Source organism: Streptococcus sp. 9903, assembly GCF_013276625.1.
GTDB lineage: Bacteria > Bacillota > Bacilli > Lactobacillales > Streptococcaceae > Streptococcus.
Genome location: NZ_VMLI01000011.1, coordinates 1 through 15,222, shown reverse-complemented (window position 1 = coordinate 15,222; position 15,222 = coordinate 1). Strand labels below are relative to the sequence as shown.

The 15,222-nt window shown below is 42.6% G+C and carries 16 protein-coding genes and 1 riboswitch; of the genes, 13 read left to right on the top strand and 3 right to left on the bottom strand.

All coding sequences use genetic code 11. From position 1 onward, the window contains the following. The first annotated feature begins 27 nt into the window (after window positions 1–27). The 12 genes from dnaB (at window position 28) to HT696_RS05150 (ending at window position 11,779) form a co-directional block, all read left to right on the top strand. On the top strand, window positions 28–1,380 hold the full coding sequence (dnaB, locus tag HT696_RS05205) for a replicative DNA helicase (protein ID WP_004263550.1): 1,353 nt from the start codon (window positions 28–30) through the stop codon (window positions 1,378–1,380). 1 nt (window position 1,381) lies between these two features. Beyond that, window positions 1,382–1,648, top strand: coding sequence for a Veg family protein (locus tag HT696_RS05200; RefSeq protein WP_001278169.1), 267 nt, complete (start codon window positions 1,382–1,384; stop codon window positions 1,646–1,648). A gap of 192 nt (window positions 1,649–1,840) precedes the next feature. Beyond that, window positions 1,841–2,959, top strand: a complete 1,119-nt coding sequence (gene cbpD / locus HT696_RS05195; RefSeq protein WP_173283404.1) for a choline binding-anchored murein hydrolase CbpD — start codon at window positions 1,841–1,843, stop codon at window positions 2,957–2,959. Window positions 2,960–3,041: 82 nt separating this feature from the next. Continuing rightward, window positions 3,042–3,144: riboswitch (TPP riboswitch) on the top strand. Window positions 3,145–3,212: 68 nt separating this feature from the next. Beyond that, window positions 3,213–3,503, top strand: coding sequence for a thiamine-binding protein (locus tag HT696_RS05190; protein WP_000647665.1), 291 nt, complete (start codon window positions 3,213–3,215; stop codon window positions 3,501–3,503). Beyond that, entirely contained in the window at window positions 3,466–4,224 is a 759-nt protein-coding gene (locus HT696_RS05185) for an ABC transporter permease (RefSeq protein ID WP_173283403.1), read from the top strand. The genes HT696_RS05190 and HT696_RS05185 overlap by 38 nt, the downstream gene beginning before the upstream one ends. Before the next feature lie 38 nt (window positions 4,225–4,262). Then, the gene (locus tag HT696_RS05180) at window positions 4,263–5,270 is read left to right on the top strand and encodes an ABC transporter substrate-binding protein (protein WP_050391232.1); all 1,008 of its coding nucleotides are present in this window, start codon (window positions 4,263–4,265) and stop codon (window positions 5,268–5,270) included. Then, window positions 5,270–5,998 (top strand): ABC transporter ATP-binding protein, encoded by a 729-nt coding sequence (locus HT696_RS05175; protein ID WP_173283402.1) that lies wholly within the window; start codon window positions 5,270–5,272, stop codon window positions 5,996–5,998. Before HT696_RS05180 ends, HT696_RS05175 begins: the two co-directional genes overlap by 1 nt. 118 nt (window positions 5,999–6,116) lie before the next feature. Continuing rightward, window positions 6,117–6,575 carry a CtsR family transcriptional regulator gene (locus HT696_RS05170; protein WP_004261972.1) on the top strand — a complete coding sequence of 153 codons (459 nt, stop codon included), beginning with the start codon at window positions 6,117–6,119 and terminating at the stop codon, window positions 6,573–6,575. A gap of 1 nt (window position 6,576) precedes the next feature. Beyond that, complete coding sequence (locus HT696_RS05165) at window positions 6,577–9,009, top strand: ATP-dependent Clp protease ATP-binding subunit (RefSeq protein ID WP_173283401.1); 2,433 nt, start codon at window positions 6,577–6,579, stop codon at window positions 9,007–9,009. 147 nt (window positions 9,010–9,156) lie between these two features. Further along, window positions 9,157–10,215 carry an AAA family ATPase gene (locus HT696_RS05160; protein WP_173283400.1) on the top strand — a complete coding sequence of 353 codons (1,059 nt, stop codon included), beginning with the start codon at window positions 9,157–9,159 and terminating at the stop codon, window positions 10,213–10,215. Window positions 10,216–10,224: 9 nt separating this feature from the next. Next, entirely contained in the window at window positions 10,225–11,004 is a 780-nt protein-coding gene (gene pnuC / locus HT696_RS05155) for a nicotinamide riboside transporter PnuC (protein WP_173283399.1), read from the top strand. Between the two features lies 1 nt (window position 11,005). Continuing rightward, window positions 11,006–11,779, top strand: a complete 774-nt coding sequence (locus HT696_RS05150) for an NUDIX hydrolase (RefSeq protein ID WP_173283398.1) — start codon at window positions 11,006–11,008, stop codon at window positions 11,777–11,779. Window positions 11,780–11,822: 43 nt separating this feature from the next. On the opposite strand, the gene HT696_RS05145 is transcribed toward HT696_RS05150, so the two are convergent. The 3 genes from HT696_RS05145 to hslO are packed head-to-tail and all read right to left on the bottom strand — an operon-like array spanning window position 11,823 to window position 14,209. After that, window positions 11,823–12,368: a cysteine hydrolase family protein gene (locus HT696_RS05145; RefSeq protein ID WP_173283397.1), complete on the bottom strand. Its 546-nt coding sequence runs from the start codon at window positions 12,366–12,368 to the stop codon at window positions 11,823–11,825. Window position 12,369: 1 nt separating this feature from the next. Further along, the gene (gene dusB / locus HT696_RS05140) at window positions 12,370–13,350 is read right to left on the bottom strand and encodes a tRNA dihydrouridine synthase DusB (RefSeq protein ID WP_173234318.1); all 981 of its coding nucleotides are present in this window, start codon (window positions 13,348–13,350) and stop codon (window positions 12,370–12,372) included. Next, window positions 13,337–14,209 carry an Hsp33 family molecular chaperone HslO gene (gene hslO, locus HT696_RS05135; protein WP_173283396.1) on the bottom strand — a complete coding sequence of 291 codons (873 nt, stop codon included), beginning with the start codon at window positions 14,207–14,209 and terminating at the stop codon, window positions 13,337–13,339. The genes dusB and hslO overlap by 14 nt, the downstream gene beginning before the upstream one ends. A 184-nt stretch (window positions 14,210–14,393) precedes the next feature. Between hslO and HT696_RS05130 the strand changes: the two genes are divergently transcribed. Beyond that, window positions 14,394–15,222, top strand: an 829-nt coding sequence (locus tag HT696_RS05130; RefSeq protein ID WP_173283395.1) for a helix-turn-helix domain-containing protein, incomplete at its 3' end; no start/stop codon positions are given.

The following is a 15,222-nucleotide window of genomic DNA, read 5'->3' as shown; positions in this document are numbered from 1 at the left end:
CAAGATTGTAAAAGGAAGGGAAGTCTGATGGCAGAAGTAGAAGAGTTACGAGTACAACCTCAAGATATCTTAGCTGAACAATCCGTTTTAGGGGCTATCTTTATTGATGAGAGTAAGCTTGTTTTTGTACGAGAATATATTGAGTCTCGGGACTTTTTTAAGTATGCCCATCGTTTGATTTTCCAAGCTATGGTCGATTTATCCGATCGTGGCGATGCCATAGATGCAACAACGGTTCGTACTATTCTTGATAATCAAGGTGATTTACAGAATATTGGTGGCTTGTCTTACTTGGTTGAGATTGTCAATTCTGTGCCAACTTCTGCTAATGCGGAGTATTATGCTAAAATCGTTGCAGAAAAAGCTATGTTACGGCGATTAATCTCCAAGTTGACAGAGTCTGTCAATCAAGCTTACGAGGCTTCGCAACCAGCTGATGAAATCATTGCTCAGGCAGAAAAAGGCCTGATTGATGTCAGCGAAAATGCTAATCGAAGTGGATTTAAGAACATTCGAGATGTGTTGAATATCAACTTTGGAAATCTGGAAGCTCGCTCGCAACAAACGACCGATATTACAGGTATTGCGACAGGCTATCGTGACTTGGATCATATGACGACTGGTCTGCATGAGGAGGAGTTGATTATCCTAGCAGCCCGTCCGGCGGTTGGTAAGACAGCCTTTGCCTTGAATATTGCTCAGAATATTGGGACTAAGTTGGACAAAACTGTTGCTATTTTTTCACTCGAAATGGGTGCGGAAAGTCTAGTGGATCGTATGTTGGCGGCAGAAGGTTTGGTAGAATCGCATTCTATCCGTACGGGTCAATTGACTGATGAGGAGTGGCAAAAATATACCATTGCTCAAGGGAATCTAGCTAATGCAAGTATCTATATCGATGATACGCCAGGAATTCGGATTACAGAGATTCGTTCTCGTTCTCGTAAATTGGCTCAAGAAACTGGAAATCTTGGTTTGATTTTGATAGACTATTTGCAGCTTATCACGGGAACTGGTCGAGAAAACCGCCAACAAGAAGTTTCAGAAATTTCACGTCAGTTGAAAATCCTAGCAAAAGAACTGAAGGTTCCAGTAATCGCTCTAAGTCAGCTTTCTCGTGGTGTAGAACAACGTCAGGATAAGAGACCGGTCTTGTCTGATATTCGTGAATCTGGGTCTATTGAGCAGGACGCTGATATCGTAGCCTTTCTTTATCGCGACGATTACTATGAGCGTGGTGGTGAAGAAGAGGAAGGCATACCGAATAATAAGGTAGAAGTTATTATCGAGAAAAACCGTAGTGGAGCTCGTGGAACGGTGGAATTAATTTTCCAAAAAGAATACAATAAATTTTCAAGTATCTCAAAGAGGGAGGCATAAGATGTCAGATGCATTTACAGATGTAGCCAAGATGAAAAAAATCAAAGAAGAAATCAAGGCACATGAGGGACAAGTCGTAGAAATGACTTTGGAGAATGGTCGTAAGCGCCAAAAAAATAGATTGGGTAAGCTAATTGAGGTTTATCCATCCCTATTTATTGTGGAATTTGGGAATGTGGAAGGAGATAAACAAGCTAATGTTTACGTTGAATCCTTTACTTACTCAGATATCCTTACTGAAAAGAATTTGATTCATTATCTGGACTAAAGTGAGAAATTTTCTCACTTTTTCTTTTTTCTCCGAATAGTTTAAGTGAAGGCAATCTTCGATTTATACTCTTCGAAAATCAAATTCAAACCACGTCAGCTTCGCCTTGCCGTACTCAAGTACAGCCTGCGCCTAGCTTCCTAGTTTGCTCTTTGATTTTCATTGAGTACTATACTATTTCAAGGAGGAAGAATGAAAAGTTCATCATTTAAAGTAATAGAGACAGGATTTTCTTTTAGAAAGTCGGTTAAAAAGGTTGTTCCTTTTTTAGTAGTAGGATTGATGCTAGCAGCGGGTGATAGTGTCTATGCCTATTCTGGCGGAAATGGATCGATTGCGCGTGGGGATGATTATCCTGTTTATTATAAAAATGGGAGCCAGGAGATTGATCAGTGGCGCATGTATTCTCGTCAGTGTACTTCTTTTGCAGCCTTTCGTTTGAGTAATGTCAATGGTTTTGAGATTCCAAGGGCTTATGGAAATGCGAATGAATGGGGCTATCGTGCTCGTCGTGAAGGCTATCGTGTAGATAATACACCGACGATTGGATCCATTGCTTGGTCTACTGCAGGAACTTATGGGCATGTTGCCTGGGTGTCAAATGTAATGGGAGATCAGATTGAGATCGAGGAATATAACTATGGTTATACAGAAGCCTATAATAAACGAATTATAAAAGCAAATACGATGACAGGATTTATTCATTTTAAAGATTTGGCTGGTGGCAGTGTTTGGAATAGTCAAACCTCAGTTTCAACAGAAGGAACACATTATTTCAAGTCTAAGTCTGCTATCAAAAATCAGCCATTAGTTAGCGCAACTGCGATTGATTACTATTATCCTGGGGAGAAGGTTCATTATGATCAAATTCTCGAAAAAGATGGATACAAGTGGTTGAGTTATACAGCTTATAACGGAAGTCGTCGTTATATCCAGCTAGAGGGAGTGACTTCTTCACAGAATTATCAGAACCAATCAGGGAATAGCTCTAATTATAGCTCAAATAATGGATCGACTGTCGGTTGGAAGAAAGTAAATAGTAGTTGGTATCATTTCAAATCAAATGGCTCTAAATCAACAGGCTGGTTGAAGGATGGTTCTAGTTGGTATTATTTGAAATCATCTGGTGAAATGCAGACAGGCTGGTTAAAGGAAAATGGCTCGTGGTATTATCTGGATAGTTCAGGGGCAATGAAAACAGGCTGGTATCAAGTTTCTGGTAAGTGGTATTATTCTTACTCTTCAGGTGTCTTAGCTGTTAATACGACGGTGGATGGCTACAGAGTAAACAGTGATGGAGAACGAGTATAGAAAATTGGAGTAGGAAATTTTTCCTGCTCTTTTCTGTAAGCAGTTTCCTTGACATTTTTCTTATTTTGCGCTATCATATATCTATATAATATATGGGAGTCTGTGTACAGTCTGAGAGGAAGTGTTAAACTTCGACCGCACCTGATCTGGGTAATGCCAGCGTAGGGAACGATACTTAGTCTATTCTTGACCTTTTCCATATATGGCAAAGGTTTTTCTTTTTGTCAAAGGAAAACGAGAAGAGGAGGTTTTTATGAAAGCAAGCATTGCCTTGCAAGTTTTACCCCTAGCGCAGGGAATTGATCGGATAGCTGTTATCGATCAGGTCATTGCTTATCTGCAAGTTCAAGAAGTGACCATGGTGGTGACACCATTTGAAACGGTCTTGGAAGGGGAGTTTGATGAGCTTATGCGCATTCTCAAAGAAGCGCTGGAAGTGGCAGGGCAGGAGGCAGATAATGTCTTTGCCAATGTCAAAATAAATGTAGGAGAGATTTTAAGTATTGATGAGAAACTTGAAAAGTATACTGAGACGACACATTAGTCTATTGGGCTTTCTGGGAGTCTTGTCAATCTGGCAGTTAGCAGGTTTTCTTAAACTGCTCCCCAAGTTTATCCTGCCGACACCTCTTGAGATCCTCCAGTCCTTTGTCCGAGATAGAGAATTTCTCTGGCACCATAGCTGGGCCACCTTGAGAGTGGCTTTACTGGGGTTGGTTCTAGGAGTCTTGATTGCCTGTCTCATGGCTGTACTTATGGATAGTTTGACTTGGCTCAATGACCTGATTTACCCTATGATGGTGGTTGTTCAGACCATTCCGACTATTGCCATAGCTCCTATCTTGGTCTTGTGGCTAGGTTATGGGATTTTGCCCAAGATTGTCTTGATTATCTTGACGACAACCTTTCCTATTATCGTCAGCATTTTGGACGGTTTTAGGCATTGTGACAAGGATATGCTGACCTTGTTTAGTCTGATGCGGGCCAACCCTTGGCAAATCCTGTGGCATTTTAAAATCCCAGTCAGCCTACCTTACTTTTATGCAGGTCTGAGGGTCAGTGTCTCCTACGCCTTCATCACAACAGTAGTATCTGAGTGGTTGGGAGGCTTTGAAGGACTAGGTGTCTACATGATTCAGTCCAAGAAACTGTTTCAGTATGATACCATGTTTGCTATTATTATTCTGGTATCGATTATCAGCCTTCTTGGTATGAAATTGGTCGATGTCAGTGAAAAATATGTTATTAAATGGAAACGTTCGTAGAATTAGAATGTTTCTGAAAAAGAAAAGAGGAAATCAAAATGAAAAAAACATGGAAAGTGTTTTTAACTGTTTTAACAGCTCTTGTAGCTGTTGTGCTTGTGGCCTGTGGTCAAGGAACTGCTTCTAAGGATAATAAGGAAGCAGAACTTAAGAAAATCGACTTTATCCTAGACTGGACACCAAATACCAACCACACAGGGCTTTATGTGGCTAAGGAAAAAGGTTATTTCAAAGAAGCTGGAGTGGATGTTGACTTGAAATTACCACCAGAAGAAAGTTCTTCTGACTTGGTTATCAATGGTAAGGCACCATTTGCAGTGTATTTCCAAGACTATATGGCTAAGAAATTGGAAAAAGGGGCAGGAATTACTGCCGTTGCAGCTATCGTAGAGCACAATACATCAGGAATCATCTCTCGTAAATCTGACAATGTAGCTAGTCCAAAGGACTTGGTTGGTAAGAAATACGGGACATGGAATGACCCAACTGAACTTGCTATGTTGAAAACCTTGGTAGAATCTCAAGGTGGAGACTTTGAGAAGGTTGAAAAAGTACCAAATAACGACTCAAACTCGATCACACCGATTGCCAATGGCGTCTTTGACGCTGCTTGGATTTACTACGGTTGGGATGGTATCCTTGCCAAATCTCAAGGTGTAGATGCTAATTTCATGTACTTGAAAGACTACGTTAAAGAATTTGACTACTATTCACCAGTCATCATCGCAAACAACGACTATTTGAAAGATAACAAAGAAGAAGCTCGTAAAGTCATCCAAGCTATCAAAAAAGGCTACCAATATGCTATGGAGCATCCAGAAGAAGCAGCTGATATCCTCATCAAAAATGCACCTGAACTCAAGGAAAAACGTGACTTTGTTATCGAATCTCAAAAATACTTGTCAAAAGAATACGCAAGCGACAAGGAAAAATGGGGTCAATTTGATGCAGCTCGCTGGAATGCCTTCTACAAATGGGATAAAGAAAATGGTATCCTTAAAGAAGACTTGACAGACAAAGGCTTCACCAACGAATTTGTGAAATAATGACAGAAATTAGACTAGAACACGTCAGTTATGCCTATGGTCAAGAGAGGATTTTAGAGGACATCAACCTGCAGATGACTTCAGGCGAAGTGGTTTCCATCCTAGGCCCAAGTGGTGTTGGTAAGACTACGCTTTTCAACTTAATTGCGGGGATTTTAGAAGTTCAGTCAGGGAGAATTGTCCTTGATGGTGAAGAAAATCCCAAGGGGCGCGTGAGTTATATGTTGCAAAAGGATCTGCTCTTGGAGCACAAGACGGTACTTGGTAATATCATTTTGCCCCTCTTGATTCAAAAAGTGGATAAGGCAGAAGCTATTGCCCGAGCGGATGACATTCTTGCGACCTTCCAGTTGACAGCTGTAAGAGATAAATACCCTCATGAACTCAGTGGTGGGATGCGCCAGCGTGTAGCCTTACTCCGGACTTACCTTTTCGGGCACAAGCTCTTTCTCTTAGATGAAGCCTTTAGCGCCTTGGATGAGATGACCAAGATGGAACTACACGCTTGGTATCTTGAGATTCACAAGCAGTTGCAGCTAACAACCCTGATCATCACGCATAGTATCGAGGAGGCCCTCAATCTCAGCGACCGCATCTATATCTTGAAAAATCGCCCTGGGCAAATTGTTTCAGAAATTAAACTAGATTGGTCTGAAGATGAGGACAAGGAAGTCCAAAAGATTGCCTACAAACGTCAAATTTTGGCAGAATTAGGCTTAGATAAATAGAAAAATAGGGAGTTGGTGAAGATTATCCTTTACCAGCGCCCTTTTTCTTTTAAAAATGAGAAAATTTCGGTATAATAGTCAAAGATAGTCAAGGTTCAAAGAGAGAGGTGGGTTTGTAATGAGATTTAAAAATACATCGGATCATATTGAGGCCTACATCAAGGCGATTTTAGATCAATCTGGTATCGTGGAGTTGCAACGTAGTCAGTTGGCCGATACTTTTCAGGTTGTTCCTAGTCAGATTAACTATGTGATCAAGACACGCTTTACGGAAAGTAGAGGCTACTTGGTTGAAAGTAAGCGTGGTGGCGGAGGCTACATTCGTATAGGACGGATTGAGTTTTCTAGTCATCATGAAATGCTCAGGGAGCTGCTTTACTCGATTGGTGAGCGGGTCAGTCAAGAAATTTATGAGGATATTCTACAGCTTTTGGTTGAGCAGGAATTGATGACCAAGCAGGAGATGAATTTGCTGGTGGCAGTAGCTTTGGATCGCGTTCTAGGAGAAGAAGCTCCAGTTGTTCGTGCTAATATGCTACGACAGGTCATACAAGAGGTAGATAGAAAAGGGAAGTAAGATGAACTATTCAAAAGCATTGAATGAATGTATCGAAAGTGCCTACATGGTGGCTGGCCATTTTGGAGCTCATTATCTAGAGTCTTGGCACTTGTTGATTGCCATGTCCAATCACAGTTATAGTGTGGCAGGGGCGACTTTAAATGATTATCCATATGAGATGGACCGTTTAGAAGAGGTCGCTTTGGAACTGACTGAAACGGACTATAGCCAGGATGAAACCTTTACGGAATTGCCGTTTTCTCATCGTTTGCAGGTTCTTTTTGACGAAGCAGAGTATGTAGCGTCAGTGGTCCATGCTAAGGTGCTAGGGACAGAGCACCTCCTTTATGCGATTTTGCATGATGGCAATGCCTTGGCGACTCGTATCTTGGAGAGGGCTGGTTTTTCATATGAAGACAAGAAAGATCAGGTCAAGATTGCTGCCCTTCGTCGAAATTTAGAAGAACGGGCAGGTTGGACTCGTGAAGATCTCAAGGCTTTACGCCAACGTCATCGTACAGTAGCTGACAAGCAAAATTCTATGGCTAATATGATGGGGATGCCCCAGACTCCGAGCGGTGGTCTTGAGGACTATACGCATGATTTGACAGAGCAAGCGCGTTCTGGCAAGTTGGAGCCAGTCATCGGTCGGGACAAGGAAATCTCGCGTATGATTCAAATCTTGAGTCGGAAGACAAAGAATAATCCTGTCTTGGTTGGAGATGCTGGTGTCGGGAAAACAGCTCTGGCGCTTGGTCTTGCCCAGCGTATTGCCAGTGGTGATGTACCTGCGGAAATGGCTAAGATGCGCGTGTTAGAGCTTGATTTGATGAATGTCGTTGCAGGGACACGTTTCCGTGGTGACTTTGAAGAACGTATGAATAATATCATCAAGGATATTGAGGAAGATGGCCAAGTTATCCTCTTTATCGATGAACTTCATACCATCATGGGTTCTGGGAGCGGGATTGACTCAACTCTAGATGCGGCCAATATCTTGAAGCCAGCCTTGGCGCGTGGAACTTTGAGAACAGTTGGTGCCACCACTCAGGAAGAATACCAAAAACACATCGAAAAAGATGCGGCCCTTTCTCGTCGTTTCGCCAAAGTGACGATTGAAGAGCCAAGTGTAGCCGACAGCATGACCATTTTGCAAGGTTTGAAGGCGACTTATGAGAAACATCATCGTGTGCAAATCACAGATGAAGCGGTTGAAACAGCCGTCAAGATGGCTCATCGTTACTTGACTAGTCGCCATTTGCCAGACTCTGCTATCGATCTCTTGGACGAAGCGGCAGCAACAGTGCAAAATAAGGCTAAGCATGTGAAACCAGACGATTCTGGCTTGAGTCCAGCTGACAAGGCCTTGATGGATGGCAAGTGGAAACAGGCAGCTCAGCTAATTGCAAAGGAAGAGGAAGTGCCTGTTTACAAAGACTTGGTGACAGAGGCTGATATTTTGACCACCTTGAGTCGTTTGTCAGGTATCCCTGTTCAAAAACTGACTCAGACTGATGCTAAGAAATACCTGAATCTGGAAGCTGAACTGCACAAACGTGTCATCGGTCAAGATCAAGCTGTTTCAAGTATTAGTCGTGCGATTCGCCGCAACCAGTCAGGGATTCGCAGTCACAAGCGTCCGATTGGTTCCTTTATGTTCCTAGGGCCTACAGGTGTCGGTAAGACCGAATTGGCCAAGGCTCTGGCAGAAGTTCTTTTTGACGACGAATCAGCCCTTATCCGCTTTGATATGAGTGAGTATATGGAGAAATTCGCAGCCAGCCGTCTCAATGGAGCTCCTCCGGGCTATGTAGGTTATGAAGAAGGTGGGGAGTTGACAGAGAAGGTTCGCAACAAACCCTATTCCGTTCTCCTCTTTGATGAGGTAGAAAAAGCCCACCCAGATATCTTTAATGTTCTCTTACAGGTTTTGGATGATGGTGTCTTGACCGATAGCAAGGGTCGCAAGGTTGACTTTTCAAATACCATTATCATCATGACGTCAAACCTTGGTGCGACAGCCCTTCGGGATGACAAGACTGTCGGATTTGGGGCTAAGGACATTCGTTTTGACCAGGAAAATATGGAAAAACGCATGTTTGAAGAGCTGAAAAAAGCTTATAGACCTGAGTTTATCAACCGTATTGATGAAAAAGTGGTCTTCCATAGCCTTTCTAGCGACCATATGCAGGAAGTAGTGAAGATTATGGTCAAACCTTTAGTGGCAAGTTTGGCTGAAAAAGGTATTGACTTGAAATTACAAACTTCCGCACTGAAATTGTTGGCCAATCAAGGATATGACCCAGAGATGGGAGCTCGTCCACTTCGCAGAACCCTACAAACAGAAGTGGAAGACAAGTTGGCAGAACTTCTTCTCAAGGGAGAATTGGTGGCAGGCAGTACACTTAAGATTGGTGTCAAAGCAGGCCAGTTAAAATTTGATATTGTATAAAAATGGAGAATCAGGAGCAATCTTGATTCTCTTTTTTGCTACTTTTTTATAAAAAACAATAAAAAACTATTGACAAAACAAAAATATAGTTTATAATAAAAACATATATAACAAAAATATCAAAAACTATAAAAAGGTAATGCGTTTATGAAAAAGAAAGCAGCAGTGGTATTTGGAACATTTGCTCCACTTCATCAAGGACATATCGATCTGATCCAGCGAGCGAAGCGGCAGTGTGACCAGGTCTGGGTTGTCGTTTCAGGCTATGAGGGAGACAGAGGGGAACAGGTAGGCTTAACGCTTCAAAAAAGATTCCGCTATATCCGAGAGGCCTTTGGTGATGACGAGTTGACCTCTGTCTGCAAGTTAGATGAAACCAATCTTCCTCGTTACCCTATGGGCTGGCAGGAGTGGTTGGACCAAATGTTAGCGGAGATTTCCTATGATGAAACCCAGCAAGAACTAATTTTCTTTGTGGGAGAGGCAGACTACCAGCAAGAATTATCAAATCGTGGCTTTGAGACTGTTTTGCAAGAAAGAAAATTTGGTATCTCAGCGACTATGATTCGAGAAAATCCAAGCAAATATTGGAAATATATCGCTCAACCCTTCCGACGTCAGTTTACAAAGAAAGTGTTGATTATGGGAAGTGCTAGCAATGGAAAGACCACTTTAGCCAAGGACTTGGCAAGGTATTACGATGCACCTGTCAGCTTGGAATACGCACGTGAGTACCAGATCAAAAACAATGTCCGCGATGATGAATTGACCCCAAAGGATTATTATTATCTCCTTTTGGGGCAGTATGACCAGACCTCTAAGTTAATTGACAGCAATGCCAATAGGGGACTGGTGATAGCAGACACCAACTCCTTAGTAACCAAGGGCTACTATGATTATTATATGGAGACTGAGGATCAAGGGGACTTATCGGGAGAGACTTTTGACAATCTTTTTGTCTCGATCTTGGCTAAGGAAAAATGGGACTTGATTCTCTTTGTGCAACCTGTCGGCTCCTATGTCAATGACGGATTTAGAGATATGACTATGGCAGAAGACCATATTCGTCATAGTTTTTCCCAGCATTTGGACCAGATGAGAGAGCGATATTTAACCACCATTCCACTAGTTTATCTAGCTGAGGATTACCTAGGCAATTATGAAGCAGCCAAGGCGGCTATTGATGCCATTTACCAAGCAGATTAGGAGAAAATTATGAAAAAACTAACTGAAAAAATCACACAATTTATCGAAAACTTTAAAAATGTCCATGCAGAAGCTCGTAAGATCGGTTTTGCAGGGATTATCCGCCTGCTCTGGAAAGATCTCTTTGTCGGCCGTAGCCTCTTCCAGTGGTTGTATCTCATCGTCCTGTCAAGTGTTCCCTTGATCTTGGAATTCACTCAAAATATAGATAGTCATGACTGGATGAGCTTGTTTGCGTCTTGGACTGGGATTGTCTGTGTTATCTTGGTAGCAGAAGGGCGTGCAAGTAATTATCTCTTTGGGGCTATTAACTCAGCTATCTATTTGATTTTGGCTATGAATGCGACTTTTTATGGCGAAGTCTTGACAACTGTTTACTTCTTTGTCATGCAGCCGATTGGCCTCTATGCTTGGCTGTCCAACCGTATTAATGACCAAGGAAAAGCAGAAGAATCTCATTTTGAAGCTAAGAAATTATCTGTGCTTGACTGGCTCAAGTACTTGGCTTTGACTGCTATCATTTGGATTGGTATGGGCTTGGCCTACCAAAGTATCCATAGTGCTCGCCCTTTCCGTGATAGTGTTACCGATGCGACCAATGGTGTCGGTCAGCTCTTGATGACACGTCTCTACCGTGAGCAATGGATTTTCTGGATTGCAACCAATCTCTTTAGTATCTATCTCTGGTGGGGTGAAAATATCCATATCCAAGGGATGTACTGGGTTTACACACTCAATAGTCTAGTAGGTTGGTACCAATGGACCAAGGCAGTTCGTAAGGAGGCATAAAATGACGGACACGATGATTCCAGCAGGGATGACAGAGAGAGAATATTTTGAAATTCATGCAAGTCAGGAGGAGTTTTTGGATTGGTACTACAAGCAGGAACTCCCTCAATACGAAAAACCAAGTGTGACGGTGGATATGGTAGCCTACTGCTTTGTCGAAGGAAAGATCAAGCTCTTATTAATTCGCCGCAAGGCTCACCCTTATCAAAACTGTTTGGCCTTAGTTGGAGGATTTATGGACAAGGGCGAAGACGCTGCGCATGCCTGTCAGCGTGAGGTGAGAGAAGAAGTCAATCTCGATCTTCCTTTGGAAAAAATCGAGCAATTGATGACCGTATCGACCCCAGGCCGTGATCCACGGGGCTGGACAGTGACCATTGCCCACTTGGTTTATCTGCCTAGTCGTGCATTAGAACTTGTTCAAGCAGGAGACGATGCCAAGGATGTCGTTTTCGTAGATGTCGATTTTCAGACAGGCAAATGCTACCTAGAGGGAGTGGAGTTGGAGGAGCAAGCCTTCGCTTTTGACCATTATGCCATTATCCAAGAGTCTATCAAACGGATCCAAGGTCGTCTCGACTGGAATCCGACCTTCCTTTATCTGCTGGAGGAGGAGTTCACTGTCTACGAAGGAACTGAACTGGTCAATCTTATCAACCCCGGTCGTCCAATCGTCAGCAATAACTTTCTTGTAAAATATGGAGAATATGTAGAAGAAGTTGGACTCAAACGAGTGCCTAAAAAGAAACCAAGAAAAACCTATCGATTGAGATAAAAAATCCGTCAGCTCAAATAAGAGTTGACGGATTCTTTTATACTTATACTTGGGTTAAAAATTCTTCTGTAGTAAGAATTTGAGCAAACTCATCTTGTAGAGAAAGGAGATTAATCTCATGGATAGTCTCAGGAGAGATGGCCTGACCATTTTTGTTAGATAGGGTAAAACTGGCAGTAGCATCTGCTAGTAAAGTGACTTCAAAATCAAGATTTGCTGCCATTCGTGTCGTAGTAGATACACAATGAGGCAGGGTCAAACCAACAAGGACTAAATGACAAATCTGATTTTTTCGTAAATATGTTTCAAGATTTGTTCCAATAAAGGCGCTATTAACCGTTTTTTGAAAGACAGGTTCTGCAGTAACTGGCTCAAATCCACTTTTAAACTCCTGATTTTGTTTGTTATGAAATTGCGACTGGGGATTATCAGATATGTGTTGAATGTGTAAGACTGGAAGACCGTGTTTACGAAAGTATGCTAGTACCCTCAATGCTTGATATTCAGCTTGAGGGTTATTTCGTTCTCCCCAGATAGGGCTATTAAATGCTTTTTGCATATCGATAACCAGTAGAGCAGTATGAACCATTTTAAGCCTTATCTAACTGCAAGAGAGCCTCAATCTCTGCCAGAGTGCTAGCTTGTGAAATAGCTCCACGAAGTTTGGCAGCGCCAGATGTTCCACGGAGGTAGTGAGGAGCGAGGCCACGGAATTCACGAACTGCGACATTTTCTCCTTTGAGGTTAATCAAGCGTTTCAAATGTTCGTAGGCGATTTTCATCTTGTCTTCAAAGGTCAAATCAGGTAGGATTTCTCCTGTTTCAAAGTAATGGTTGATTTGGTTGAAGAGGTAAGGATTTCCCATGGCAGCGCGGCCAATCATGACTGCATCAGCACCAACTTCTTCGATGCGTTGTTTGGCTTCTTGGACCGTACGAATGTCACCGTTGGCGATAAATGGAATCTTGGTCAAAGCTTGAGCGACCTTGTGAAGGGTCTCAAGGTCTGCGTGACCTGTATACATTTGTTCACGGGTACGGCCATGCATGGCGAGGGCAGAAACACCTGCTGCTTCAGCAGCGAGGGCATTTTCAACTGCCAGAGATGGATCGGCCCAGCCGGTACGCATTTTGACAGTAAGGGGGATATCAAGGACAGACTGGACCTTGTTGATGATAGAGTAAATCTTGTCTGGATCCTTGAGCCACATAGCGCCAGCTTCGTTCTTCACGATTTTATTAACTGGGCAACCCATGTTGATATCCACGATATCGGTTTTGGTGTTTTCTTGGATGAATTCTGCTGCGCGTGCTAGGCTGTCTTCATCACTACCAAAAAGTTGGATAGAGACAGGGTTTTCGCCCTCATCGATATGAAGCATGTGCAGGGTTTTTTCGTTGTTGTATTGGATTCCCTTGTCAGAGACCATTTCCATGACAACGAGTCCCGCTCCGAGCTCTTTTGCGATAGTACGAAAGGCTGAGTTGGTGACACCTGCCATAGGCGCTAAAACGGTACGATTGGGAATCTCAACATTGCCAATCATAAAAGATGTATTAAGATTTGTCACGAATGAGTTCCTCCAGGTCGTTTTCATCAAAGTTGTAAGTCGTTTGGCAGAATTGACAAGTGATTTCTGCCCCGTGGTCTTCCTCTTTCATTTCCTGTAAGTCTGAGCTTGGAAGGCTGGCAAGAGCGTTCATAAAGCGCTCATGGCTACAGTCACATTGGAAACGGATTTCTTCTTCAGAAAGACGCTTGTAGGCCTCGTCACCGTAGATAGCCTTGAGGAGGGCTTCGATATGGTCGTCACTCTCTAGAAGAGTTGAGATAGCTGGCATCTCTTGGATGCGTTTTTCAAAGCGAGCAATCTCTTCTTCCTTGGCTCCTGGCAAGACTTGAACTAGGAAACCACCAGCAACCTTGACCTTGTCTTCCTCGTCCAAAAGGACATTGAGACCGACTGCAGAAGGGGTTTGTTGGCTTTCTGTTAGGTAGAAAGCAAGGTCTTCACCAATCTCTCCAGAGATGAGTGGGGTCAAGGAAGTATAAGGATTTCCAATGCCGTAGTCTGTGATAACGAGAAATTGACCATTTCCAACAAAAGGTCCGACTAGAACTTCACCAGTTGCAGTCTTTTTGATGTCAACACCAGGATTTTGAACGTAGCCTTTGACGTTCCCCTTGGTATCAGCAACGGTGATAATGGCTCCTAGAGAGCTAGTTCCCAGTACCTTCACTGTTAGTTTGGTATTTCCTTTTTCATTGGCTGCGAGAATCTGGCTAGCGATAAGAGTTCGACCAAGCGCTACAGTTGAGCTAGCTTGGGTTTTGTGTTTTTCTTGAGCAGTGCGGACGGTTTCTGTGCTATCAAGGACAAAAGCACGAAAGGCTCCGCTTTCTGATATTGTTTTAATAATTTTATCCATAGCTACTATTTTAGCATAAAAATGCCCAAAGGGGGAGCCGTGTGTTTGCTGATTTTCAGGATAATGGACCAGGCTAACTTCTCAAAGTAACTTCCACTTGCCTAACCGAAGTGGAAATTAGTCTAAAACGGATTTTTATGGTGGAATTAAGTGTGAGACGTTTAAGTTAGAAATGAGGTCTACTATGACAAAACATAAACACCTTACCCTTTCAGACCGTAACGATATACAATTAGGCTTAGAGCGCGGTGAAACCTTCAAAGCTATTGGCCAACTTATTCTAAAAGACCCGACTACTGTTTCCAAAGAAGTCAAACGAAACAGACAAGTCCGAGAGTCTACATGCGATAAGCTTCCTTGTCCTTTACTCGACAAAGCTCCCTTTGTCTGTAACGGCTGCCCTAAAAAAAGACAAAATTGTGGCTATAAGAAGATTTTATACCTCGCTAAACAAGCTCAAAAACAGTACGAACAAACTCTTGTTGAATCTCGTGAAGGAACTCCCCTCAATTCCAAGACCTTCTGGGAAATGGACAAAGTCATTTCTGATGGTGTTAAAAAGGGACAACACATCTATCATATCCTCAAAACTCACAACCTCGATGTCAGCTCCTCAACTGTCTATCGACACATCCGAAAAGGATACCTATCTATCGCTCCTATTGACCTAACCAGAGCCGTTAAATTCAAAGAAAGACGGAAAAGTAAGCTACCTTCCATCCCTAAAGAAGCTAAGAAAGGCCGCTCCTATGAGGATTTCCTAAATTATTTAGCTCTTAAGCAACTAGACTCTTGGTTGGAAATGGATACAGTTATGGGCAGAATGGGAGGTAAAGTCCTACTCACCTTCAATCTATCTTTCTGTAACTTTATCTTCGCTAGACTGCTGGATAATAAAACTGCCCTTGAGGTTACCAAACACCTCTATGACATCAAGAACACTCTTCACCAAGCTGACAAAGATTTCTTCCAACTCTTTCCTGTCATTCTTACCGATAATGGAGGAGAGTTTG